At 62.6% G+C, this 24,357-nt stretch carries 18 protein-coding genes; 8 read left to right on the forward strand and 10 right to left on the reverse strand.

Annotated elements, in window-relative coordinates; translation table 11 throughout:
- Positions 1 to 87 precede the first annotated feature (87 nt).
- Positions 88 to 1,389, forward strand: coding sequence for a mechanosensitive ion channel family protein (locus DM807_RS07265; RefSeq protein ID WP_179027204.1), 1,302 nt, complete (start codon positions 88 to 90; stop codon positions 1,387 to 1,389).
- A 16-nt stretch (positions 1,390 to 1,405) separates the two neighbouring features.
- On the opposite strand, the gene arfB is transcribed toward DM807_RS07265, so the two are convergent.
- The 5 genes from arfB to DM807_RS07290 form a co-directional block, all read right to left on the reverse strand.
- Positions 1,406 to 1,819, reverse strand: a complete 414-nt coding sequence (arfB, locus tag DM807_RS07270; RefSeq protein ID WP_012273615.1) for an alternative ribosome rescue aminoacyl-tRNA hydrolase ArfB — start codon at positions 1,817 to 1,819, stop codon at positions 1,406 to 1,408.
- A 65-nt stretch (positions 1,820 to 1,884) separates the two neighbouring features.
- On the reverse strand, positions 1,885 to 2,820 hold the full coding sequence (locus DM807_RS07275) for an AEC family transporter (RefSeq protein ID WP_179027205.1): 936 nt from the start codon (positions 2,818 to 2,820) through the stop codon (positions 1,885 to 1,887).
- Position 2,821: 1 nt separating this feature from the next.
- Positions 2,822 to 3,697, reverse strand: a complete 876-nt coding sequence (locus DM807_RS07280) for a carboxylate/amino acid/amine transporter (RefSeq protein WP_012273617.1) — start codon at positions 3,695 to 3,697, stop codon at positions 2,822 to 2,824.
- A gap of 184 nt (positions 3,698 to 3,881) precedes the next feature.
- Complete coding sequence (locus tag DM807_RS07285) at positions 3,882 to 4,481, reverse strand: FMN-dependent NADH-azoreductase (RefSeq protein WP_060492949.1); 600 nt, start codon at positions 4,479 to 4,481, stop codon at positions 3,882 to 3,884.
- A gap of 100 nt (positions 4,482 to 4,581) precedes the next feature.
- Complete coding sequence (locus DM807_RS07290; RefSeq protein WP_012273619.1) at positions 4,582 to 4,905, reverse strand: hypothetical protein; 324 nt, start codon at positions 4,903 to 4,905, stop codon at positions 4,582 to 4,584.
- 48 nt (positions 4,906 to 4,953) lie between these two features.
- On the opposite strand from DM807_RS07290, the gene DM807_RS07295 reads away from it, so the two are divergent.
- From DM807_RS07295 to DM807_RS07310, 4 genes are all read left to right on the forward strand, one after another.
- Positions 4,954 to 5,877: a LysR family transcriptional regulator gene (locus DM807_RS07295; protein WP_012273620.1), complete on the forward strand. Its 924-nt coding sequence runs from the start codon at positions 4,954 to 4,956 to the stop codon at positions 5,875 to 5,877.
- 13 nt (positions 5,878 to 5,890) lie between these two features.
- Positions 5,891 to 6,703 (forward strand): alpha/beta fold hydrolase, encoded by an 813-nt coding sequence (locus tag DM807_RS07300; RefSeq protein WP_179027206.1) that lies wholly within the window; start codon positions 5,891 to 5,893, stop codon positions 6,701 to 6,703.
- On the forward strand, positions 6,697 to 7,254 hold the full coding sequence (locus tag DM807_RS07305) for a peptidylprolyl isomerase A (RefSeq protein ID WP_012273622.1): 558 nt from the start codon (positions 6,697 to 6,699) through the stop codon (positions 7,252 to 7,254). Before DM807_RS07300 ends, DM807_RS07305 begins: the two co-directional genes overlap by 7 nt.
- A 63-nt stretch (positions 7,255 to 7,317) precedes the next feature.
- A complete protein-coding gene (locus tag DM807_RS07310; RefSeq protein ID WP_012273623.1) occupies positions 7,318 to 9,150 on the forward strand; it encodes an ABC transporter ATP-binding protein in 1,833 nt (610 codons plus the stop codon).
- Between the two features lie 33 nt (positions 9,151 to 9,183).
- Here DM807_RS07310 and DM807_RS07315 read toward each other — a convergent pair whose 3' ends face one another.
- The gene (locus DM807_RS07315) at positions 9,184 to 10,311 is read right to left on the reverse strand and encodes a GNAT family N-acetyltransferase (protein ID WP_179027207.1); all 1,128 of its coding nucleotides are present in this window, start codon (positions 10,309 to 10,311) and stop codon (positions 9,184 to 9,186) included.
- A gap of 262 nt (positions 10,312 to 10,573) precedes the next feature.
- Here DM807_RS07315 and DM807_RS07320 point away from each other — a divergent pair, with 262 nt between their 5' ends.
- On the forward strand, positions 10,574 to 11,818 hold the full coding sequence (locus DM807_RS07320; RefSeq protein ID WP_012273625.1) for a putative porin: 1,245 nt from the start codon (positions 10,574 to 10,576) through the stop codon (positions 11,816 to 11,818).
- Positions 11,819 to 11,934: 116 nt separating this feature from the next.
- On the opposite strand, the gene DM807_RS07325 is transcribed toward DM807_RS07320, so the two are convergent.
- Together DM807_RS07325 and hrpA are read right to left on the reverse strand one after the other, a co-directional pair.
- Positions 11,935 to 13,056: a beta-ketoacyl-ACP synthase III gene (locus DM807_RS07325; protein ID WP_179027208.1), complete on the reverse strand. Its 1,122-nt coding sequence runs from the start codon at positions 13,054 to 13,056 to the stop codon at positions 11,935 to 11,937.
- A 236-nt stretch (positions 13,057 to 13,292) separates the two neighbouring features.
- Positions 13,293 to 17,198 (reverse strand): ATP-dependent RNA helicase HrpA, encoded by a 3,906-nt coding sequence (gene hrpA / locus DM807_RS07330; protein WP_179027209.1) that lies wholly within the window; start codon positions 17,196 to 17,198, stop codon positions 13,293 to 13,295.
- Positions 17,199 to 17,692: 494 nt separating this feature from the next.
- Between hrpA and DM807_RS07335 the strand changes: the two genes are divergently transcribed.
- Both DM807_RS07335 and DM807_RS07340 read left to right on the forward strand, forming a co-directional pair.
- On the forward strand, positions 17,693 to 19,057 hold the full coding sequence (locus DM807_RS07335) for a glutamine synthetase family protein (protein ID WP_012273628.1): 1,365 nt from the start codon (positions 17,693 to 17,695) through the stop codon (positions 19,055 to 19,057).
- Between the two features lie 24 nt (positions 19,058 to 19,081).
- Positions 19,082 to 20,389 carry an NAD(P)/FAD-dependent oxidoreductase gene (locus tag DM807_RS07340; protein WP_179027210.1) on the forward strand — a complete coding sequence of 436 codons (1,308 nt, stop codon included), beginning with the start codon at positions 19,082 to 19,084 and terminating at the stop codon, positions 20,387 to 20,389.
- Between the two features lie 79 nt (positions 20,390 to 20,468).
- Here the strand turns inward: DM807_RS07340 and fadD1 are convergent, their stop codons facing one another.
- Positions 20,469 to 22,166 carry a long-chain-fatty-acid--CoA ligase FadD1 gene (fadD1, locus tag DM807_RS07345; RefSeq protein ID WP_179027211.1) on the reverse strand — a complete coding sequence of 566 codons (1,698 nt, stop codon included), beginning with the start codon at positions 22,164 to 22,166 and terminating at the stop codon, positions 20,469 to 20,471.
- Between the two features lie 332 nt (positions 22,167 to 22,498).
- Entirely contained in the window at positions 22,499 to 24,187 is a 1,689-nt protein-coding gene (gene fadD2 / locus DM807_RS07350; RefSeq protein ID WP_069943269.1) for a long-chain-fatty-acid--CoA ligase FadD2, read from the reverse strand.
- Between the last annotated feature and the right edge of the window lie 170 nt (positions 24,188 to 24,357).

Below are 24,357 nucleotides of genomic sequence, written 5' to 3' on the forward strand. Positions count from 1 at the left end.
CCGCCTTAGCCGAATTTCTTTTGGCAACTTTGTCGCCATCCGCGCTCTAATGATGCTTCGTTTCGCAACAAGACTGTACGCAAGCCCATGGATATACAAAGAATCTGGCGTGACTCCCTCGACCTGTGGGGCACCCTCGACCAACATCCCATGTTGCACGCTGCCATCGGCTTGGCGGTGTTGCTGCTGATTTCTCTGGTGGTCGGCCGCCTGGCGCGCTTCCTCATGCTGCACGGCGCGCGCCTGCTGGCCCGCCAGCCAGCGCTGAAGTGGCTGGACGACCTGCGCCACAACAAGGTGTTCCACCGCCTGGCGCAAACCACCCCGTCGCTGGTACTGCAGTTCGGCCTAAAGCTGGTGCCGGAGCTGTCAGATACCGCCCAGCACTTCCTCGGCAATGTCGCCCTGGCGTTTACCCTGCTGTTCATGACCATGGCGCTGTCGTGCCTGCTGGATGCCCTGCTCGACATCTATGCTCGCACCGAACACGCCCGCACCCGCTCGATCAAGGGCTACGTGCAACTGGCCAAGATGATGTTGTGGATCTTCGCCTCGATCGTCATCGTCGCCACCCTGATCGACCGTTCGCCGTTGCTGCTGCTGTCGGGTCTGGGTGCCATGTCGGCGGTGCTGCTGTTGGTGTACAAGGACACCCTGCTGTCGTTTGTCGCCAGCGTGCAGTTGACCAGTAACGACATGCTGCATGTGGGTGACTGGATCGAAATGCCGCAGGTAGGTGCCGATGGTGACGTGGTGGATATCACCCTGCACACGGTGAAGGTGCAGAACTTCGACAAGACCATCGTATCCATCCCCACCTGGCGCCTGATGAGCGAGTCGTTCCGCAACTATCGCGGCATGCAGCAATCCGGGGGCCGGCGAATCAAACGCAGCCTGTTCATCGATGCCGCCGGCGTGCGCTTCCTTACCCGCGAAGAGGAACAGCGCCTGAGCCAGGTTCAGCTGCTTGGCGATTACCTGGCAGGCAAGCGCCAGGAGCTGCAGACCTGGAACGAAGCCCTGGGGCCTGTCGCCGAGCTGTCGGCCAATCGCCGCAAGCTGACCAACATCGGCACCTTCCGCGCGTTTGCCCTGGCTTACCTGAAGAACCACCCCAACGTTCACCCGCACATGACCTGCATGGTGCGGCAGATGCAGACCACCGCCGAAGGCGTGCCGCTGGAAATCTACTGCTTCACCACCACCACGGCATGGGCGGAGTATGAGCGGATCCAGGGGGATATCTTCGACTACCTGCTGGCGGTGTTGCCAGAGTTCGGCTTGAGCCTGTATCAGCAGCCGAGCGGCAATGACATGCGGGTGGGGTTGAGCGGGCGTTTGGCGCAAGAGCCTGTCCAGCATCGCCTGGAACAGCTGAGCGAGGCTTGAGATTACCGGGGCTGCACTAGAAATCCACCTTGCCCCTGCCCGCCTTGACAGTGCTCCGCCTGGCTTTCCCTTCAAGGCGGCGGGTCTTCGAGCCGAGGGTGGGCTTGGTGGGGCGGCGTTTCTTCTCGGTCTTGGCGGCCGCGATGATCAACTCGGCAAGACGCGCCAGGGCGTCAGCGCGGTTTTGGTCCTGGGTGCGGTACTGTTGGGCCTTGATGATCAACACGCCGTCGCCGGTGATGCGATTGTCACGCAGCGCCAACAGCCGTTCCTTGTAGAACTCGGGCAGTGACGAGGCCGGAATGTCGAAGCGCAGGTGCACGGCGCTGGACACCTTGTTGACATTCTGCCCACCCGCGCCTTGCGCACGGATGTAGGTCAGTTCGATGTCGGCATCCGGCAGATGCACATTGTTGGAGATGGTCAGCATGATAAGGCCCCTGTGATTGCCCCCATTATCACAGCCTGCGCCGCGCGGCCATAGTACAGCAGCCGCTACCCCGCATACCCCAGCAGGTACAGCAACCCGGTCAAGGTCACCAGCGACGCCACCGTCGACAGCAGGATCGTGCGCGAAATCAGCCCCGCCTCACGGTTGTAATACTCCGCCAGCATGAACGGGCCGGTCCCGGTCGGCAGCGCTGCCAGCAGCACCGCCGAAGCCGCCCACATGCTCGGCAGGCTGAACACCTTGTACGCCAGCACCCAGGTCAGCGCCGGCTGCCCCACCAGTTTCATGACCACCAGCGGCCATGGGCTGGCCTGCGCACCTGAGCGCTTTTCGGCCAGGAAGGCGCCCAACGACACCAGCGCGCACGGCGTGGTCGCCAACGCCAGCATGTCGAGAAAATGCATCACCGGCTCTGCCAATCCCCAGCCAGACACCGCCCAGGCCGCCCCCGCCAATGGCGAGATCACCAACGGATTCTTCGCCAACGCCTTGCCAACCACCACGATGGCGCGGCCGATTTGCCGTTCTTCCTGCAGCCCGACCTCGATCAGCGTCAGGGAAATGGCAAACACCAGGCACACCACGATCAAAGAGGAGATCAGCGCCGGCTGCAAGCCCGCCTGGCCGAACAGCAGCAGGCACAACGGGATGCCTATATAGCCGGTGTTGGCATACCCGGCACTGAGCCCGTCGATGCTCGACGCTACCAGGCCATGGCCACTGGTCAAGCGCCACAGCAGGGTGATCACGAACATGGCCAGGGCCCCCGCGCCGAAGGCTGCGATGAACCCCGGGTGCCAGATCTCGCTCCAGGTGGCAGTGGCCGTCACCTTGAACAGCAACGCCGGCAGGCACAGCCAGACCACCATCTTGTTGATTTCGGCGGCGGCCTTGTCGCCCAGCTTGTTGGTTTTGCGGCACAAGTAGCCGACCAGAATCAAGGCGAAAATCGGTGCGACGATGACGAAGATGGTGTGCATGTCAGGCCTTGCCGGCCATCGGCGCCTGCGCACGGCCACCCAGGCGGCTCAGCCACACCGACGCCAGGATGATCCCGCCGCCGATGAACAGCCGCCCCAGCGGCTCGTGCTGGTTCCAGATCAGCAGGTTCAGCAGCAGCCCGACCGGCACATGCAGGTTGTTCATCACCGCCAGTGTGCCGCCAGAAACCAGGCATGCGCCCTTGTTCCACCAGTACAGCCCCAGCGCGGTCGGGCACAGGCCCAGGAACAGCAGCACCAGCCATTGCACATCGGTGCTCGGCAGGTGTTGCGTGTTGCCGAACAACAAAAAGGCCGGTAGCACCACCAGCAAGGCGCCGAGGTAGAAATAGCCAAAGCGGGCGTAATGCGGTAGGTCGCTGGGGTAGCGCGCAACCAGGTGGCGGTACAGCACCTGGCCGGCGGCATAGGTGAAGTTGGCCAGCTGCAGCAACAGGAAGCCGATGAAGAACTCGCCGCTGATGCTGTCGAAGCGGATCACCCCGGCGCCCGCCACCGCAACCAGCGCGGCCAGCAGCGCCCAAGGGTTGAAGCGCCGGTTCATGGCGTCTTCGATCAGGGTCACATGCAACGGCGTGAGAATGGTGAACAGCAGCACCTCTGGCACCGTGAGCACGCGGAAGCTCAGGTACAGGCAGACGTAGGTGATGCCGTACTGCAGCGCGCCGATCAGCAGCATCGAGCGCATGAAGCGCGGCTCGACCTGGCGCCAGCGGGTCAGCGGCAGGAACACGAGGCCCGCCAACAGTACCCGTGCGAGCACAGCGAAGTAGCTGTCGACGTGCCCGGCCAGGTACTCGCCGATCAGGCTGAAGGAAAACGCCTGGATCAGCGCGACGATTATCAGGTAGCCCATGGTTGCCTCTCGTGAATCAAGGCCGCGACCTTAGCGGGTTGCGGCAAATGAGTTCAACCATGAGGAATGTAGGGGCTGCACTGGCCTGCACAAAATGCCGGGCAAAAAAAACCCGGCCATGCAGGCCGGGCAGATACACCCAAAGGAGCAACAACAGGTGTCAGGGTTGGGAATTCAGTGAATCTCAGGCTACCGCCGCCAGCTTGGCCTTGGCCTGGTTGAGGCCCTTCTCGTGGAATTCGCCGCTCATGTTCAGGCCTTCGGCATGGATGAAGTCGACATCATGAATACCGATGAAGGCCATCACCTGGCGCAGGTACGGTTCCTGGTGGTCGCTGCTGGCACCGGCATGGATACCGCCGCGGGCAGTCAGGACGATGGCGCGCTTGCCGGTCAGCAGGCCTTGTGGGCCAGTAGGCGTGTACTTGAAGGTGATGCCGGCGCGCAGCACATGGTCCAACCAGGCCTTGAGGGTGCTGGGGATGGTGAAGTTGTACATCGGTGCGGCCATCACCAGCACGTCGGCTGCCAGCAACTCATCGGTCAATTCGTTGGATCGGGCCAGGGCATCCAATTCGGCGGCGCTGCGCTGTTCTTCGGGTTTCATCCAGCCACCCAGCAGGTTGGCATCCAGATGCGGCACCGGGTTGACCGCCAGGTCGCGCACCGTGATCTGATCGGCCGGGTGAGCAGCCTGCCATTGCTGGATGAAATCAGCGGTCAGCTGACGGGAAACGGAATCCTGCTGGCGGGCGCTGCTTTCGATGATCAGTACGCGGGACATGGGGTGCCTCCATCGGCAAATAGGGTTGCGATTCGATGGAGGTGAGATTAAGGCTTGACCTATCGATAAAAAAGCGTAAAAAGTGGGTTCAATCAATCGATTAATCAGTTTGTTCCGCGCTGCAGCTCAAGGCGATCCGCAGCTTGATGATCTGCCGATTGAATTTGGCGGTGACATCGACGCTTTTACCGGCCGGTACGTTCACCCGTCGCACGCGCGGTGCCTCCGGGCCATTGCGAAAGGTCACCTTGCACGCCGCCGGGACCTGCCCATAGTTGTTGAGGGTGATGGCGCCGATGTCGTAGGCCGTGTCATAGGCGGTGTAGTCGAGCTTGACCCCGGTCAGCTCTTTCTCCACATCGATGGGGTACGCCATGGCCGCGAGGGGCAGGCACATCAGTATTGCCGCACAACATTTCTTCATCGGCCGCTCTCCTTGAAAGAGCGCAGCTTAGGACAACAGGAGCGAAAGATGAAAGCGCCGCGCGTAACCCTAGACCAGTGGCGAACCCTGCAAGCAGTGGTCGATCACGGCGGGTTTGCCCAGGCCGCCGAGGCGTTGCACCGCTCGCAGTCCTCGGTCAGCTACACCGTGGCCCGCATGCAAGAGCAACTGGGTGTGCCGCTGTTGCGCATCGATGGCCGCAAGGCGGTGCTGACCGAGGCCGGCAATGTGCTGCTGCGCCGCTCGCGCCACCTGGTCAAGCAGGCCAGCCAGCTCGAAGACCTTGCCCACCACATGGAACAGGGCTGGGAAGCCGAAGTGCGCCTGGTGGTCGATGCCGCCTACCCCAGTGCCCGCCTGGTGCGCGCGCTGGCCGCATTCATGCCACAGAGCCGCGGCTGCCGGGTGCGCCTGCGTGAAGAAGTGCTGTCTGGCGTGGAAGAAGTGATGCACGAAGGCATCGCCGACCTGGCCATCAGCAGTTACAGCATCGGCGGCTACCTGGGCGCCGAACTGAGCGCGGTCGAGTTTGTCGCCGTCGCTCACCCCGAACACAGCCTGCACCGCCTGGGCCGCGAACTGACCTTCCAGGACCTGGAAAGCCAACTGCAGGTGGTGATCCGCGACTCCGGCCGCGCCCAGCCACGCGACGTCGGCTGGCTGGGTGCCGAACAACGCTGGACCGTCGGCAGCCTGGGCACCGCTGCCACCTTCGTCAGCAGCGGCCTGGGCTTTGCCTGGCTGCCCCGGCACATGATCGAGCGTGAACTGCGCGAAGGCGTGCTCAAGCCTTTACCGCTAGATCAGGGTGGCAGCCGTCACCCGCTGTTCTACCTTTATTCGAGCAAAGAGAAGACCCTGGGCCCGGCTACGCAGATTCTCATCGACCTGCTGCGCAATTTCGACACCGCGCCACTGGACGTGCCCTTCGCAGCCCCCCCACAAGCTTGAGAGGACCGCGCCCATGGCCTATTTCGAACACGAAGGATGCGCACTGCATTACGAGGAATATGGCCAGGGCGAACCCCTGGTGTTGCTGCACGGTCTGGGCTCAAGCTGCCAGGACTGGGAGTTGCAGGTGCCGGCGCTCAGCCGCCACTACCGGGTAATCCTCATGGACATCCGTGGCCACGGCCGTTCCGACAAACCCCGCGACGGTTACCAGATCGCCACCTTCAGTGCCGACCTGCTGGCCTTGCTCGAACACCTGCACACAGGCCCCGTACACTTCGTCGGCCTGTCCATGGGTGGCATGATCGGCTTCCAGTTTGCCGTCGACCACCCGCAATGGCTGCGCAGCTTGTGCATCGTCAACAGTGCCCCCGAGGTCAAGCGCCGCACCCGCAGTGACTGGGTATGGTGGTTCAAGCGCTGGGGCCTGGCGCGTGTCCTGAGTGTCGAAACCGTTGGCAAGGGCCTGGCCGAGCGGCTGTTCCCCATGCCCCGACAAGCAAACCTGCGGCAGACGATGGCCCAGCGCTGGGCACGCAATGACAAACGCGCCTACCTCAAGAGTTTCGACGCCATTGTCGACTGGGGCGTGCAGGAACGCATCGGGCAGATCCACTGTCCTACCCTGGTCATCGCCGCCGACCACGATTACACCCCGATACAACTGAAAGAACGCTACGTCGCCCTTATGCCCAATGCCAGGCTGGTCGTCGTCGACGATTCCCGGCACGCTACACCCCTCGATCAACCCGAGGTCTTCAACCAGACCCTGCTGCAGTTCCTCGCAGCCGCCTCCACCTCTCAAGGATCTTTGAGCCCATGCTGAAAAAACTCCTGCTCACCGCCTGTTCGGTCGCCTTCGCCACCAGCGTCATGGCCTCTGACAAGACCCCGCACGTTCTGCTGGACACCAGCTTCGGCCAGGTCGAAATCGAGCTGAACGCCGAGAAGGCACCGGTCAGCACGAAGAATTTCCTGCAATACGTCGACAGCGGTTTCTACAACAACACGATTTTCCACCGGGTGATCCCGGGCTTCATGGTGCAGGGCGGCGGCTTCACTGACCAGATGGTGCAGAAGAACACCAACGACCCGATCAAGAACGAAGCCAGCAATGGCCTGCTGAACACCCGTGGCACCCTGTCGATGGCGCGCACCTCGGACCCGAACTCCGCCACCAGCCAGTTCTTCATCAACGTGGCCGACAACGATTTCCTCAACCCAGGGCGTGACCGTGGCTACGCCGTATTCGGCAAGGTGACCAAGGGCATGGAAGTGGTCGACCAGATCGTCAATTCGCCGACCACCATCAAGAAAGGCATGCGCGATGTACCGGCGGACCCGGTGTACATCAAGTCGGCCAAACGCATCGACTGACCGCAGGCTTCACAGGGACGTGAAACCGCCTGAGGGCAGGATGGAACAGGAGTGCCGTTACCCATGCTGTACCGCCGTTTCGAGCAACTGATCGACATTTTTCGCGAAGCCCCCAGCGAGTCACCGCCGACTACCGTGTGGCCGTTCTACCTGTATTACCTGCGCCAGGTGTGGCCTAGCTTCCTGGCCCTGCTGGTGGTCGGCCTGTTCGCCTCCCTGATCGAGGTGGCGATGTTCAGCTACCTCAGCCGCATCATCGACCTGGCCCAGGGCACGCCCAATGCCAACTTCTTCAGCGAGCACAGTGGCGAGCTGATCTGGATGCTGGTGGTGATCCTGCTGCTGCGGCCGGTGTTTTTCGGCCTGCACGACCTGCTGGTGCACCAGACCATCAACCCCGGCATGACCAGCCTGATCCGCTGGCAAAACCACACCTACGTGCTCAAGCAGAGCCTGAACTTCTTCCAAAGCGACTTTGCCGGGCGCATCGCCCAGCGCATCATGCAGACCGGCAACTCCCTGCGCGACTCCGCTGTGCAGGCCGTGGACGCGCTGTGGCACGTGCTGATCTACGCCATCACCTCGCTGGTGCTGTTCGCCGAGGCCGACTGGCGCCTGATGCTGCCGCTGCTGCTGTGGATCGTCGGCTACATCGCCGCGCTCTTCTACTTCGTGCCAAGGGTCAAGGAACGCTCGGTGATCTCCTCCGACGCCCGTTCCAAGCTGATGGGGCGCATCGTCGATGGCTACACCAACATCGCCACCCTGAAGCTGTTCGCCCACACCGATTACGAACAGCAATACGCACGCGAAGCGATCCGCGAACAGACCGAAAAAACCCAGCTTGCATCGCGCGTGGTCACCAGCATGGACGTGGTCATCACCACCCTCAATGGCCTGCTGGTGGTCACCACCACGGGGCTTGCGCTGTGGCTGTGGAGCCAATCAATGATCACGGTCGGCGCCATCGCCCTGGCCACCGGCCTGGTGATCCGTATCGTCAACATGTCGGGCTGGATCATGTGGGTGGTCAACGGCATCTTCGAGAACATCGGCATGGTCCAGGACGGCCTGCAGACCATCGCCCAGCCAGTCACGGTCACCGACCTGCCCAATGCGCCGGCACTCAAGGTCAGCCGAGGCGCGGTGCGATTCGAGGACGTCGATTTCCACTACGGCAAAGCCGCCTACGTTATCGAAGGGCTTGACCTGAACATTCGCCCAGGCGAGAAAATCGGCTTGATCGGCCCGTCCGGGGCGGGCAAGTCGACCCTGGTCAACCTGCTGCTGCGCCTGTACGACGTGCAGGGTGGGCGCATCCTCATCGATGGCCAGGACATTGCTCAAGTGAGCCAGGCCAGCCTGCGCGCACAAATTGGCATGATCACCCAGGACACCTCGTTGCTGCACCGCTCGATCCGCGACAACCTGCTATATGGCCGCCCCGGCGCCAGCGAGGCCGAGTTGCTCGAAGCCGTGCGTCGTGCCCGCGCCGACGAGTTCATCCCGCAGCTGTCGGACGCCCAGGGGCGCACCGGCTTCGATGCCCATGTAGGTGAACGCGGGGTCAAGTTGTCGGGTGGCCAGCGCCAGCGCATCGCCATCGCCCGGGTGCTGTTGAAGAATGCGCCGATCCTGATCATGGACGAAGCCACGTCGGCGCTGGACTCGGAAGTGGAGGCAGCGATTCAGGAAAGCCTGGAGACGCTGATGCAGGGCAAGACAGTGATTGCCATCGCCCACCGGCTGTCGACCATTGCCCGCATGGATAGGCTGGTGGTGCTGGACAAGGGGCGGATTGTCGAAAGTGGCAGCCACAGTGAGCTACTGGAGCAACAAGGCTTGTATGCCCGCTTGTGGCACCACCAGACCGGGGGCTTTGTCGGGGTCGATTAGGCTCCCACAGGATGGGTGACAGCCTGAAACAACTCAGTCCCGACGATAGGGCAACATCTCCCTGGCCTCCTCGGCATACCCCTTCACCCCTTCCCGCTCCTGCTGCAGAAATTCCTCCACCGCCCGCCGTAGTCCTGGGTGCAGCAGGTAATGCCAGGAGCGCGTCAACACCGGCTCGAACCCGCGAATCAGCTTGTGCTCACCCTGTGCCCCGGCATCGAAACGCTGATAGCCCTCGGCAATGGCAAAGTCCATGCCCTGGTAGAAACACGTCTCGAAATGCAGCCGGTCGAACTCATCCAGGCAGCCCCAGTAACGGCCGAACAGGCTGTCGCCACCTACCAGGCTCAAGGCCATCGCCACATCACGCCCGCCCTGGCGCGCCATTACCACACGCACGGCCTCTGGCATGCGCTCGGCCAGCAGGCTGAAAAAATCGCGGGTGAGGTAAGGTGCACGGCGGCGCACCGCATAGGTGTTGGCATAACACAGGAAGACGAAATCCCACTGCGCCTCGTCCAGCTCATCGCCGCGGTACCAGCGAAAGTCGATGCCCTGCCCCGCCACCTGCTCGCGCTCCTTGCGCATCTGTTTGCGCTTGCGTGAGCTGAGGCTGTCGAGAAAGTCCTGGAAGTCGCGATACCCTCTGTTTTGCCAGTGAAACTGGCAACCCAGGCGTTCCATCCAGCCAGGCAAGCCAGCCAGCTGCGCATCCAGTGCCGGGTCGGTGAAATTGATGTGCGCACCGGATAGCCCGCCCTTGCCCAGATACTCCGGCAGGGCCTGCAGCATCAGCAAGCCGTCAGCCGGGTCAGCCGCCAGCAGGCGTGGCCCGCTGACCGGGCTGAACGGCACCGCGCCGAGCAACTTGGGGTAGTAGGCGATGCCGGCCCGCTCACAGGCATCGGCCCAGCCATGATCGAACACGTACTCGCCAAACGAGTGCCACTTGCGGTACGCCGGCAACAGCGCCCTTACCTGCCCGTCACGCTCCAGCACCAGGTGCTCGGCGGCCCAGCCGGTGTTGCGCGCCACGCTGCCGCTGTCCTCCATGGCACTGAGAAACGCATGGCGCAGGAACGGTTGACCAGCCGGCACCAGGGCATCCCAGGTGGCCGCCGGAAGATCACGTAAATGGGCAAGGCTGTACAGGCTGGTCACGGTTTCGGCTCGCTGTCTGAAGGCCTTCAGTATCCCCAAGGAATGCCCGCCACTCAAATGACGATCGCCAGGCTGATCCTTTTATTCTCAATTACTTAACAACAGTGCCACTAATTAGACATTAATCTGTCATTGCCCCCCGCAATACTTGCGCCTGTTTTCCGGAACCCCAGAACCTGTCTATTCAGGCCCTTTCCGAAGACATGCCAACGCAGGGGCAGGCGCTTGAGCCTCCCCCATTTTTTTCAGTAGGGAGAACCTTATGCGTCTTGTTTCTACACTTACCGGAGTGAGCCTCACCGGCATGATGCTGGCTCTGAGCGCCCCGGCCAGTGCTGCTGTCGACGCCAAGCTGCTCGAAATGCTCCGCGCCAATGGCTCGATCAACCAGGCGCAGTACAACGAACTGCAGGGCGACCTGGCAAAAGAAACCAAGGAAAAGGCCGACCAGAAAGCTCAGTCCGAACGTATGAGCTCCTTTGAACAAAAAGTGGCATGGGCCGCCAAGACCCAGATCAAGGGTGACGTGCGCCTGCGCTACGAAGACGTCAACGTCGACAACCCGATCTCCCGCAGTGGTAACCAGGACCGTGAGCGCGTACGTGCCCGTGTCGGCTTCTACAGCGAGATCAACCCGCAGGTCGACGCCGGTGTGCGTGTGGCCACCGGCAGCAGCGCCGACGCCCGCTCGACCAACCAGAGCCTGGACAACTACTTCGAGAAGAAATCGCTGTGGGTCGACCTGGCCTACCTCGACTGGCACCCGACCGCCGTGCCGAACCTGCACCTGATCGGCGGCAAGATGATGCAGCCATGGGTGAGCATGGGCGACATCATCTGGGACAGCGACATCAACCCGGAAGGTGTGGCCGCCACCTACAAGACCAACCTCGGCCCGGCCGAAGTGTTCGGCAGCATCGGCCACTACAACCTGAAGGACAACGTCGACGGCGACGGCGTGCAGTTCAAGCACGACGCACAGCTGTATGCGGCCCAGCTGGGTACCAAGTTCAACGCGGCGGATACCGTCAAGGTTACCGTTGGTGGCAGCATCTACGGCTACGACAACGACAAGGCCTCGGCAGCCTTGCGCTCGCTGGGCAACACTACCGACGAATTCAACCTGGTGGAAGGCTTCGGCCAGGTCGACTTTACCGGCTTCGCCATCCCTCTGTCGGCTTACGGCCAGTTCGTCAAGAACACCGAAAGCACCGATGGCAAGGACAAGGCATGGCTGGCCGGCCTGAAGAGCAAGATCGGTGCCTGGAGCCTGGACTACAACTACCGCGACGTGCAGCGCAACGGTGTCGTCAGCCTGTTCACCGACTCTGACTTCGGCAACGGTTTCACCGGTTCCCGTGGCCACAAGTTCAAAGTGGGTTACGAAATCGACAAGAACTTCGCCCTGGGCGCGGCCTACATGATGGCCAAGACCGACTACTCCAACCTGCCGAACAGCGATGCTGACGTAGACACCCTGCAGGTAGACCTGGAAGCCAAGTTCTAAGCTGCAAACGCCTCTGCTTCACCTGAAGCGGGAAACGCCGACCCCATCCGGCGTTTCCCGCTTTTTTTTGCCTGTGAAACTGTGCTGCGAATAGGCCGCAAAGCGGCCCCAAGCAATCAGCGCTTGCGCAGAATCACGCTACCAATCGAATACCCCGCACCAAACGAGCTCAACACACCCAGCGAGCCCTTGGGCAGGTCATCCTGGTACAGGTGGAAGGCAATCACCGACCCGGCCGAACTGGTATTGGCGTAACGGTCCAGAATCACCGGTGCATCTTGCTCGGCCACTTCACGTCCCAGCAGTTTCTTGACGATCAGGTGGTTCATGCTGAGGTTGGCCTGGTGCAGCCAGAAACGCTTCACATCGCTCGGTTGCAGGCCGTTTTCCTGCAGGTGCTCACCGATCAGCTCGGCCACTTTCGGGCACACCTCGCGGAACACCTTGCGGCCTTCCTGGATGAACAGCTTGTCTGCTGCGCCTTCGCCCTCCTCCGCCGCACGGTTGAGGAAACCGAAGTTGTTGCGGATGTTGTTGGAGAACTCGGTCCACAGCTTGCTGCTGACGATGTCGAACTGGTGCGCCGAGGTGGCCTGGTCGGCACGCTCGATCAGTACCGCGGTGGCGGCATCACCGAAAATGAAATGGCTGTCACGGTCACGGAAGTTCAGGTGGCCGGTGCACACCTCCGGGTTGACCATCAGCACTGCCCGGGCCTGGCCCAGGGCCACGCTATTGGCGGCGGTCTGGATGCCGAAGGTGGCCGACGAACACGCCACGTTCATGTCGAAGGCAAAGCCCTGGATACCCAGCGCCTGCTGCACCTCGATGGCAATGGCCGGGTACGGGCGCTGCAGGTTGGAGCAGGCGACGATCACCCCGTCGACATCGGCAGCGGTGCGCCCAGCGCGCTCCAGGGCCTGGCGGGCAGCAGCCACGGCCATTTCGCAGAGCACCGACGGCTCATCGTTGCTGCGCTCTGGCAGGCGTGGCTTCATACGCTGCGGGTCGAGGATACCGGCCTTGTCCATGACAAAGCGGCTTTTGATGCCGGAGGCCTTTTCGATGAATGCCGCATCGGACAGCGGCGCCGCTTCGACTTCACCACGCTCGATGGCGGCGGCGTTGTCCTGGTTGAATTGCTGCGACCAGGCGTTGAAGGAGGCCACCAGTTCTTCGTTGGAAATGCTCTGGGCCGGGGTGTACAGGCCGGTGCCGCTGATCACGACGTTATGCACGGTCGTTCCTCTGGTCAAAGGCCATCGCCACAGGGCGCTGGCTGGAAACATGACAGGATAATGGCACTTTAGTACCAATTTAAAGGCGAGGGCTGCGCCCTCGTTCGCGGGCAAGCCCGCTCCTACAAGGATCGCGTCGCCCCCGAGAACACTGCTGTACCTGTGGGAGCGGGCGTGCCCGCGAAGGGCCGCAAAGCGGCCCCAAATTGCATCAATATTGCCACAACTGTGGAAGTTTAGCCTTCCACCTGACTCCATTGTTTGCTCAATCTTTTGTCGGAAATCGGCACCTTGGTCCCCAGCTGCTGGGCAAACAGCGACACCCGATATTCCTCCAGCCACCAGCGGTACAAGGCCAGTTGCTCATCGCGCTTGCCTTCCTGGGCATGCTTGTCGGCACGGGCCTTGTACTGCGCCCACAGGTTGGCCAGCTCACCGCTCCACACCCGGTCCTTCTGCACTTGCGACCCCAGCTTCTCCAGGCGCAGCTCCACCGCCTTGAGGTAACGCGGCAGTTCCTTGAACCAGGCCCCTGGCGTTTCGCGCACGAAGCCCGGGTAAACCAGGTTGCCCAACTGCTGCTTGATGTCGTTCAGTGCCACCGCCTGGCTCAGGTCGATCTTGCCCTTGAAGCGCTTCTGCAGGCCATGCCACAGTTTCAACACCTCCAGCGTCTGGCGTGCCAGGCGCTCGGCATGCTCGGCCCAGCTACCGCGCTTACGCTCGGCCAGCCCGGCCAAGGCCGCACCATCACGTGGCAACGGTTGCTCGCCTTCGAGGATGCAACTGTCCAGGCTGGCCAGCAGAATGTCTTCGACCAGCGCCTCGACCCGGCCCAATTCACGGTACAGCAGGCCCAGTTCAGTCAGCCCCGGCAGCTTGCCACGCAGAAACTTGGCCGGCTCGGCCAATTGCTGCAACAACAGCCGTTGCAATGCTCGGCGGTGTTGGAACTCGGCTTCGGCCTGGGTCGAGAAGCGCCCTTCACGTACAGTGCCGTTGTCTTCCACCAGCGCCGGGTACACGGTCATCGACAGGCCGGCGATCTTCTGCTGAGCGGTCTGCTTCACTTCGCTGAAGGCCTTGGCCTGCACCGGCTGTTCGCTTTTCGCATCACGCGGCACGGCCAGGGCAGCCTGACTGGCGGCAGCAAAGCGCGCGGTCAGTTCGGCCAGGTCACGGCCTTCGCCCAGGAACTTGCCCTGGCCATCGACCACCTCGATGTTCATGCGCAGATGGCCTTCGACCAAGTTGACCGATTCGTCCCAGGCCTCGTCCGGCACGCGCGCACCGGTCATGCGCAACAGCTCCTGGCCCAGGGCCTGCGGCAGTGCCCCTTGGCCGAAGGTCATGCGCGCCAGCGACGCCTTGACGAAGTCCGGCACCGGTACGAAGTTCTTGCGCAGGGCCTTGGGCAGGTTGCGCACCAGCGCCACGCACTTGGCTTCCAGCAGGCCTGGCACCAACCATTCCAGGCGCTCGCCCGGCAAGCTTGGCAGCAGCGGCGCCGGCACCCGCACGGTAACGCCATCGCGGGGGTGGCCGGGCTCGAAGTGGTAACTCAGCGGCAGGCGCAGCTCGCCCACTTGCAGGCTGTCAGGGTACTGCGCGGCGGTCACTTCGCTAGCCTCACGGGCCAGCACGTCTTCCTCGCGCATGATCAACAGGTTGGCGTCCTTCTGGCTGCCCATGCGGTACCAGCTGTCGAAGGTCGCGGTCTGATGGATTTCCGCCGGCAGACGCGCTTCGTAGAAGGCATAAAGCGTTTCTTCGTCAGCCAGGATGTCGCGCCGACGAGCCTTGGCCTCCAGCTCGTCGAGCTCTTCAAGCAGGCGTTTGTTGGCCGCCAGGCACTTGGCCCGTGACTGAATCTCGCCGCCCACCAGGCCTTCACGGATGAACAGCTCGCGTGAGGTGACCGGGTCGATCGGGCCGTAATGCACAGGCCGACGGCCGACCAGAATCAGCCCGTAGAGGGTGATCTGCTCATAGGCCACCACCTGCCCGCGCTTCTTCTCCCAGTGCGGCTCGAAGTGGTTCTTCTTGATCAGGTGACCGGCCAGCGGCTCGATCCAGTCCGGTTCGATCTTGGCCACCATGCGTGCATAAAGCTTGGTGGTTTCGACCAGCTCGGCAGCCATTACCCACTGCGGGCGCTTGCGCCCCAGGCCCGACGACGGATGCACCCAGAAGCGCCGCTGGCGGGCCCCTTGGTAGTCGCCTTCTTCGGTCTTCTGGCCGATCTGGCTGAGCAGCCCGCTAAGGATCGCCTTGTGCAGCTTCTGGTAGTCGGTCGGTTCCTTGTTCACCGTCAACTGCAGGTCGCGGCAGATCAGCGCCAGCTGACGATGGGCATCGCGCCACTCACGCAGGCGCAAGTAGTTCAGGAAGTGCTTGCGGCACCAGTTGCGCAGCGGGTTGGCGGTCAATGCCTGGCGCTGTTCCTCAAAACCACGCCACAGGTTGACCAGCGCGGCGAAGTCGGAGTCCACGTCTTTCCACTGTGCGTGCGCCTGGTCGGCGGCCTGCTGGCGCTCTGGCGGGCGTTCGCGCGGGTCCTGCACCGACAACGCACTGGTGACGATCAGCACTTCCTGCAAGCTGCCCTGGCGTGCGCCTTCGAGCAGCATGCGGCCCAACCTTGGGTCGATTGGCAAACGCGCCAGCTGGCGGCCGATAGGCGTCAGCTGGTTCTCGCGGTTGACCGCCGAAAGCTCCTGCAGCAGGTTGAAGCCGTCGCTGATGGCCTTGCCATCCGGCGGCTCGATGAACGGGAAGGCATCGATAGCGCCCAGGCGCAGGTGCAGCATCTGCAGGATCACCGCCGCCAGGTTGGTGCGCAGGATCTCTGGGTCGGTGAACGCTGGCCGGCTGTTGAAATCCTCTTCGCTGTACAGCCGCACGCATATGCCCGGTTCGACCCGGCCGCAACGGCCCTTGCGCTGGTTGGCGCTGGCCTGCGACACCGCTTCGATGGGCAGGCGCTGGACCTTGGCGCGGTAGCTGTAGCGGCTGATACGCGCAGTACCGGTGTCGATCACATAGCGGATGCCAGGTACAGTCAGCGAGGTTTCGGCGACGTTGGTGGCCAGCACCACGCGGCGCCCGGTGTGCGGCTGGAAAATGCGCTGCTGTTCGGCAGGCGACAGCCGCGCGTACAGCGGCAGAATCTCGGTGTGGCGCAATTGCGCCTTGCGCAGGATCTCCGCGGCATCGCGGATTTCCCGCTCGCCCGGCAAAAAGATCAGCACATCGCCGGGGCTTTTGCCCTCGCTGCGCTCATGCTGCGCCACTTCATCCAGGGTGGCTAGGATGGCCTGGTCGACGGTGAGGTCGTCCTCGATCTGGTTACCTTCCTCGTCCTGCTCGCTGGTCAGCGGGCGGTACCAGGTTTCCACCGGGAAGGTGCGCCCGGACACCTCGATGATCGGCGCGCCGTCAAAGTGTTTGGAGAAGCGCTCCAGGTCGATGGTGGCCGAAGTGATGATCAGTTTCAGGCCCGGCCGGCGATGCAGCAGCGTCTTCAGGTAGCCGAGCAGGAAGTCGATGTTCAGGCTGCGCTCGTGGGCCTCGTCGACGATGATCGTGTCGTAGCGCTCGAGGAAGCGGTCATGCTGGGTTTCAGCCAGCAGGATGCCATCGGTCATCAGCTTGACCAGGGTGTTGGCATCGCTCTGGTCTTCGAAGCGCACCTGGTAGCCAACCAGCCCGCCCAAGGGTGTGCCCAGCTCTTCGGCGACCCGCGCCGCCACGCTGCGCGCGGCGATCCGGCGTGGCTGGGTGTGGGCGATCAACCCATGGCTGCCACGGCCCAGTTCCAGGCAGATCTTCGGCAACTGGGTGGTCTTGCCCGAGCCGGTTTCACCGGCAATCACCAGCACCTGGTGTTCGGCCAGGGCCTTCTTGATTTCCTCACGCTTGGCGGCGATCGGCAGGTTGTCGTCGTAGCGCACGGTTGGCACGCTTTGCTGGCGCGCGGTGACCTGGGCGCAGGAGGCCTGGACCTTTTCCACCCACTGCGCCAGCTTTGCCTCATCGGGACGCTTGCGCAGTTCGTGCAGTTGCCGGCGCAGACGATGACGGTCGGCAATCATGGCGTGGTCGAGGTTTTGCAGCAGTTTGTCGATGGCGTGGTCAGTCATGGGGCTTTTTAGTGATGCAGGTGAGCCTGCTTTTTCATGATCGGCATTCGGTAAGTCGGGCGATTGTCGCAGATTTGCCGATTTTCTGCTGCCTGCACGATCCCTGTGGGAGCGGCCTTGAGTCGCGAAAGGGCCGCTCCCACATTGAACGAGCGGCCTTCCAGGCAATGTTTAGCCAGGTACGATGTAAAGGTTGCCATTCACTGCTTTAATCAACCTTACGCCGCATGTGAGTATCAAAGGCATGACTCCCGCCCAGCCCATCGCCCCACCGTCGTGCCGCCCTTCGCTAGCGAAGGCCCGGAGACGTGCCGGGGAAAATCCGCTGGTGCATGTCATCCTCGCCTTCTGGGCCCTGTGGCACTGCCGCCACGCACGCCCACCGGACACTTCGCTGACGCCATTGTGACCAAACCCGGCCTCCACCTGGCCGTTTGACTCAACTGGGCCGCCTGCTTGCGCGGAGGCCCTGTGCGCTCGTGAGCGAATCCATCATGCACTTTGCACCCGTAGAGCAGGCTACCCGTTTCCTGGCCGACAACCCCGATATCGAGCTGTTCGAGCTGTTCATCCTCGACGCCAACGGCGTACCACGCGGCAAGCTGCTGCACCGCGACGAACTGCTGGCCGTGTACCAGACCGGCCGGCCACTGCCCAGCACCATCCTCGGCCTGACCCTGAACGGCGACGACGTGGAAAACTCAGGCCTTGTGTGGGACGTCGGCGATATCGACTGCCGCGCCTACCCGCTTGACGGCAGCCTGGTGCGCCTGCCCTGGCGCCGGGTGCCTACCGCCGCCGTGCAGGTGAGCATGCACCCGAGCGAGGGCCTGCCGGCGAGCATCGCCGACCCACGCCATGTGCTGCTGCGCACCATCGAAGCATTGAAGGCCGACGGCTATCACCCGGTGATGGCCTGCGAACTGGAGTTCTACCTGCTCGACCAGCAGCGTGATGCCCAGGGCCGCCCGCAACCGGCGCTGGACAACGATGGCGGTCGCCCTCGCAGCACTCAGGTCTATGGCTTGCGCGAACTGGAGCAGATCGAGCCGTTTCTCGCCGACCTGTACGCCGCCTGCAAGGCCCAGGGCATCCCTGCGCGCACGGCCATCTCCGAGTACGCCCCCGGCCAGGTGGAAATCACCCTCGAGCACGGCGATGCACTGCAGGCGATGGACCAGGCGGTGCGCTACAAGCGCCTGGTGAAAGGTGTGGCCCATGCCCACGGCATGCAGGCTTGTTTCATGGCCAAGCCATTCGCGCAACTGGCCGGCACCGGCATGCACATGCACCTGAGCCTGGCCGACAGCGCGGGCAACAACCTGTTCGCCAGCGAAGACAAAGCCGGCACCCCGTTGCTGCGCCAGGCGGTGGCTGGCATGCTGCGCCACCTGCGCGACTCGCTGCTGCTGTTCTGCCCCAACGCCAACTCGTTCCGCCGCTTCCAGGCCAACAGCTATGCGCCCCTGGCGCCGACCTGGGGCGTGGACAACCGCACCGTGAGCCTGCGCGTGCCAGGCGGCCCGGCCAACAGCCGACATGTGGAACACCGCATCTGCGGCGCCGATGCCAACCCTTACCTGGCTGCAGCCGCGATCCTTGCAGCCAGCCACCGAGGCATCCGCGAACAGCTGGACCCTGGCGCACCGGTCGAAGGCAACGGCTATGCCCAGGCCACCGAACACCTGCCCACCGACTGGCTGACCGCCCTCGACGCCCTGCAAAACTCCCATTGGGCCCGTGAAGCATTGGGCGCAGACTTCCTTGGCGTGTACCTGAAGGTCAAGCGCGCCGAGTACCGCCAGTTCATGGCCGAAGTCAGCGAACAGGACTGGCGCTGGTACCTGCACCAGGCCTGAGCCCCTACATAACAAGGAACACCCATGAACGCAGCATTGAACAACGGCCCGGCGCAGCGCGCGCCGTCCTACTACACCGCCACCCTCAACGACCACACCGAGTACCCCCAACTCAAGGGTACCGTACAGGTGGACGTAGCCATCATCGGCGGTGGCTTCACTGGCGTAGCCACCGCGGTAGAGCTGGCCGAGCGTGGCCTGAAGGTCGCCATCGTCGAAACCAACCGCATCGGCTGGGGCGCCAGTGGGCGCAATGGCGGCCAGGTCACCGGCAGCCTGTCGGGCGACGAGGCCATGCGCTCGCAGATGCGTAGCCACCTGGGCAGCGAAGTCGATGACTTCATCTGGCACTTGCGCTGGCGCGGGCACCAGGTAATCGAGCAGCGCGTGGCGCGCTATGGCATCGATTGCGACCTCAAGCACGGCCATCTGCATGCGGCGATGAAGCCCTCGCACATGAACGAGCTGCGCGCATTCGAGGCCGAGGCCCGGCGCCGTGGCATGGGCGAGCAGGTGCAACTGCTCGACCGCGCTGCCGTGGCCGAGCACCTGCAAAGCCCGTTGTACCTGGGCGCGTTGAAAAACCTGCGCAATTTGCACCTGCACCCGCTCAACCTGTGCCTGGGTGAAGCCCGAGCTGCGCACAGCCTGGGCGCACTGATTTTCGAAAACTCCGAAGTGCTGGACATCGTCCATGGCCCGCGCCCGGCGGTAGTCACTGCCCACGGCAGGGTCGAGGCACGCCAGGTGATGCTGGCCGGCGACGTGTATCACAAACTGGAAAAGCGCCAGCTCAAGGGCAAGATCTTCCCGGCCATGGGCGGCATCGTCACCACTGCGCCGCTGGGTGAGCTGGCCGAACAGATCAACCCGCAGGACTTGGCGGTGTACGACTGCCGCTTCGTGCTCGACTACTACCGCCTGACCGCCGACAAGCGCTTGTTGTTCGGCGGTGGCGCCAACTATTCCGGCCGTGACTCACGGGACATCGAAGGCGAACTGCGCCCGTGCATCGAGCGCACCTTCCCGGCATTGAAAGGCGTGCCGATCGAGTTCCAGTGGAGCTGCGCCATGGGTATCGTGGTCAACCGCATCCCGCAGTTGGGCAAGCTGTCGGACAACGTGTGGTATTGCCAGGGTTATTCGGGGCATGGCATTGCCACCAGCCACATCATGGGCGAGATCATGGCCGAGGCGTTGACCGGGACGCTGGAGAAGTTCGACACCTTTGCCCAGTGCAAGCATGTGCGGGTGCCGATGGGGGACTTGTTGGGGAACCCGCTGCTGGCGGCGGGGATGTGGTACTACCAGATGCTTGAAAAACTGCGCTGATCTCACCTTCTCTAGAAGTATCTCGGCCAGTGTGAGAGCGGCCTTGCGCCGCTCCCACACTGGCCGTTCAGGCTTCTGATCAGGCGATCTTCTTCAAGCCTTGCTTCTTCAGTTCTTCATCGCGCAATTCGCGGCGCAGGATCTTGCCCACGTTGGTGGTCGGCAGTGCGTCGCGGAACTCGATCTGGCGCGGCACCTTGTAGCCGGTAACGTTGGCACGCATGTGCTCCATCACCTGCTCCTTGGTCACGGTCATGCCCGGCTTGACCACGATGAATACCTTGATCACTTCACCCGACTTCTCGTCCGGCACACCAATGGCTGCACACTGCAGCACGCCCGGCAGGGCCGCCAGCACGTCTTCCAGCTCGTTGGGGTACACGTTGAAGCCAGAAACCAGGATCATGTCCTTCTTGCGGTCGACGATGCGCATGTAACCGTCCGCCTGGATCAGGGCGATGTCACCGGTCTTCAGCCAGCCTTCGCTGTCGAGAATCTCGGCAGTGGCGTCTTCGCGCTGCCAGTAGCCCTTCATCACCTGCGGGCCCTTCACACACAGCTCGCCCACTTCGCCCAGCGGTAGCTCGTCGCCGGCGTCGTCGATGATCTTGCACAGGGTCGATGGCACCGGAATACCGATGGTGCCCACCTGGTTGGCCTCCGCCGGGTTCACTGCCGCCACCGGGCTGGTTTCGGTCATGCCGTAACCTTCGCAGATGGCGCAACCAGTAACGGCCTTCCAGCGCTCGGCCACGCTCAGTTGCAGGGCCATACCACCCGACAGGGTGATTTTCAGCGCCGAGAAGTCCAGGGCACGGAACGCCTCGTTGTTGCACAGGGCAACGAACAGTGTGTTGAGGCCGACAAAACCGCTGAACTTCCACTTGCCCAGTTCCTTGACCATGGCCGGCAGGTCACGCGGGTTGCTGATCAGCACGTTGTGGTTGCCGATCAGCATCATCGCCATGCAATGGAAGGTAAAGGCATAGATGTGGTACAGCGGCAGCGGGGTGATGAGGATCTCGCAGCCTTCGTGCAGGTTCGAGCCCATCAGCGCCCGGCACTGCAGCATGTTGGCCACCAGGTTGCGATGGGTCAGCATGGCGCCTTTGGCCACGCCGGTCGTACCGCCGGTGTATTGCAGCACGGCCACATCGTTGGCCTGCGGGTTGGCCTCGGTAACCGGCTGGCCCTTGCCCAACGCCAGGGCGTCGTTGAAGCGCACGGCTTGTGGCAGGCTGTAGGCCGGCACCATCTTCTTCACGTACTTGATCACGCTGTTGATCAACAGGCGCTTGAGCGGCGGCAGCAGGTCGGCCACTTCAGTGACGATGACGTGTTTGACCTGGGTCTTGGGTACCACCTTTTCGGCCAGGTGGGCCATGTTGGCCAGGCACACCAGGGCCTTGGCGCCGGAGTCGTTGAACTGGTGTTCCATCTCCCGCGCGGTATACAGCGGGTTGGTATTGACCACGATCAGCCCGGCACGCATGGCGCCGAAGACCGCGACCGGGTATTGCAGGACATTGGGCAGTTGCACGGCAATGCGGTCACCCGGCTTGAGGTCGGTATGCTGCTGCAGCCAGGCGGCAAACGCCCCCGACAGCGCATACAACTCGCCATAAGTGATAGTCTTGCCCAGGTTGCTAAAGGCCGGTTTGTCGGCAAAGCGTTGGCAGGATTGCTTGAGTACTGCCTGGATATTGGGGAATTCGTCAGGATTGATTTCCGCCGTAATCCCGGCTGGGTACTTATCCTTCCAAAAATTTTCGATCATGGAAGCCCACTCCTTCAGCAACAGCGAAGTTCGATTCACGCGTCGATGCGCTTATTATTGATATGAGATGACGGTTCGTTGCAAACCGGATCATCTGAAAGCGGGCCGAGAGTAACAGCTTTGCCTGGGGTCGCCTAGAGGCCAAAACAGGCCTTGCGGTCACAAAAATGACTCAATGAACAATACAGGTCATTTTTAGAGTTTTTAACCAAAATGTCGCAGATCAGGCTGTAATTGGCCTGTTAGAGCTGTTCGAGGCAATCGCGGGCAAGCCCGCTCCTACAAAGACCGACGTAGGAGCGGGCTTGCTCGCAAAGTAGCCAACACTTACCTCAAGCGATGTCGCGCAACTCCCGCCGCAGAATCTTGCCTACCGGCGTCATTGGCAACGACTCGCGCAGCACGATGTGCTTGGGTACCTTGTAGCCGGTGAAATTGGCCTTGCAGTAGGCCTTCAGCTCATCCACGCTCAGCCCGCCCTCGCGCGGCACCACGAACAGCTTCACCGCCTCGCCGGAGCGCTCGTCCGGCACGCCGATGGCTGCACAGTTGGCGACCTTGGGGTGGCCCATCACCACGTCCTCGATCTCGTTGGGGTACACGTTGAAACCCGAGACGATGATCATGTCCTTCTTGCGATCGACGATGCGGGTGAAGCCGTCCGGGTCGATCACCGCGATGTCACCGGTCTTGAACCAGCCTTCGGCATCCAGGGCCTGGGCCGTGGCCTCGGGCTGCTGCCAGTAACCCTTCATCACCTGTGGCCCCTTGATGCACAACTCGCCGCGCTCGCCCAGCGGCATTTCGTTGCCGTCATCATCAATGACCTTGAATGCAGTACCCGCCACCGGAATACCCACTGTGCCCAGGCGCGCCAATTGACCATAGGGGTTGGTGCTGGCCACAGGCGAGGTTTCGGTCAGGCCGTAGCCTTCGACGATGCGGCACCCGGTAAGGGCTTCCCAGCGCTCGGCGGTTGCCTTGACCAGCGCCGTACCGCCGGAGTTGGTGACTTTCAGCGCCGAGAAATCCAGCTGGCGGAAACCAGGATGGTCCATCAGCGCAACAAACAGGGTGTTGAGGCCCAGCAACGCAGAGAATCGCCACTTGCCCAGCTCCTTGATGAAGCCGGGAATATCCCGAGGGTTGGTAATCAGCACGTTGTGGTTGCCGGTGACCATCATGCACATGCAGTTCGCGGTAAAGGCATAGATGTGGTAAAGCGGCAGGGGCGCGATCATCACCTCCTGGCCGTCCTTGAGCAGCTTCTGCCCATCGGGGCCGTGCTGCGAGAAGCACGCCAGCACCTGCAGCATGTTGGCCACCAGGTTGCCGTGGGTGAGCATGGCGCCCTTGGCCAGGCCGGTGGTGCCGCCGGTGTACTGCAGCACGGCGATGTCGTCGAGGTTCAGCGGCACGGGCTTGGGCGACAGCCCACGGCCCTCGCGCAGCACCTGTTTGAACGGCACCGCCTGGGGCAAATTGTAGGCCGGCACCATCTTCTTCAGCTTGTCGACCACGGTGTTGACCAGCCAGCCCTTGGCGGTGGGCAGCAGGTCGCCCATCTTCGCCTCGATCAGGTATTCGATACCGGTATCGGGCAGCACTTCCTGCACGCGCTTGCCGAACATGTTCAGGTACACCAGCGCACGGGCGCCGCTGTCCTTGAACTGGTGGCGCATCTCGCGCTCGGTGTACAGCGGGTTGGTGTTGACCACGATCAGCCCGGCGCGCATGGCACCGAACACGGCGATGGGGTACTGCAGCACATTGGGCATCTGCACCGCGATGCGGTCACCCGGCTTGAGGTCGGTGTGCTGCTGCAACCAGGCAGTGAAGGCTGCCGAATGGCGCTCCAGCTCGGCATAACTCAGCGTCACGCCCAGATTGCTGAACGCCGGGCGGTCGGCAAAGCGCTTGCAGGAGCGTTCGAACACCTCGACGACCGAGGCGTAGGCGTTGATGTCGATGGTGGAAGGCACGCCCGCCGGGCGCTTGTCATTCCAGAATTCGGCTTGCATTTATTATTGTTCCTCTGCCTGGACCTGCACTGCGTCCTTTTGTCCTCTACCCGATTGCCTGCTGGCAAAAAGGCGTTGATCCGACGTTAGCAGGTAAGCCCAAGGCGGCATATACGCCAAGTGCCGCCATTAACATTGTGAATCTTATTTGTGCCCTTCCTGCAATCCGG

Source organism: Pseudomonas hunanensis, assembly GCF_013393325.1.
GTDB lineage: Bacteria > Pseudomonadota > Gammaproteobacteria > Pseudomonadales > Pseudomonadaceae > Aquipseudomonas > Aquipseudomonas putida_P.

Coding starts and splice junctions, on each gene's coding strand:
- fadD1 (WP_179027211.1), bottom strand. CDS start 22,166: ATGATCGAAAATTTTTGGAAGGATAAGTACCCAGCCGGGATTACGGCG.
- DM807_RS07280 (WP_012273617.1), bottom strand. CDS start 3,697: ATGGGCTACCTGATAATCGTCGCGCTGATCCAGGCGTTTTCCTTCAGC.
- DM807_RS07265 (WP_179027204.1), top strand. CDS start 88: ATGGATATACAAAGAATCTGGCGTGACTCCCTCGACCTGTGGGGCACC.
- DM807_RS07310 (WP_012273623.1), top strand. CDS start 7,318: ATGCTGTACCGCCGTTTCGAGCAACTGATCGACATTTTTCGCGAAGCC.
- DM807_RS07335 (WP_012273628.1), top strand. CDS start 17,693: ATGCACTTTGCACCCGTAGAGCAGGCTACCCGTTTCCTGGCCGACAAC.
- arfB (WP_012273615.1), bottom strand. CDS start 1,819: ATGCTGACCATCTCCAACAATGTGCATCTGCCGGATGCCGACATCGAA.
- DM807_RS07340 (WP_179027210.1), top strand. CDS start 19,082: ATGAACGCAGCATTGAACAACGGCCCGGCGCAGCGCGCGCCGTCCTAC.
- DM807_RS07305 (WP_012273622.1), top strand. CDS start 6,697: ATGCTGAAAAAACTCCTGCTCACCGCCTGTTCGGTCGCCTTCGCCACC.
- DM807_RS07300 (WP_179027206.1), top strand. CDS start 5,891: ATGGCCTATTTCGAACACGAAGGATGCGCACTGCATTACGAGGAATAT.
- DM807_RS07320 (WP_012273625.1), top strand. CDS start 10,574: ATGCGTCTTGTTTCTACACTTACCGGAGTGAGCCTCACCGGCATGATG.
- fadD2 (WP_069943269.1), bottom strand. CDS start 24,187: ATGCAAGCCGAATTCTGGAATGACAAGCGCCCGGCGGGCGTGCCTTCC.
- DM807_RS07275 (WP_179027205.1), bottom strand. CDS start 2,820: ATGCACACCATCTTCGTCATCGTCGCACCGATTTTCGCCTTGATTCTG.
- hrpA (WP_179027209.1), bottom strand. CDS start 17,198: ATGACTGACCACGCCATCGACAAACTGCTGCAAAACCTCGACCACGCC.
- DM807_RS07295 (WP_012273620.1), top strand. CDS start 4,954: ATGAAAGCGCCGCGCGTAACCCTAGACCAGTGGCGAACCCTGCAAGCA.
- DM807_RS07285 (WP_060492949.1), bottom strand. CDS start 4,481: ATGTCCCGCGTACTGATCATCGAAAGCAGCGCCCGCCAGCAGGATTCC.
- DM807_RS07290 (WP_012273619.1), bottom strand. CDS start 4,905: ATGAAGAAATGTTGTGCGGCAATACTGATGTGCCTGCCCCTCGCGGCC.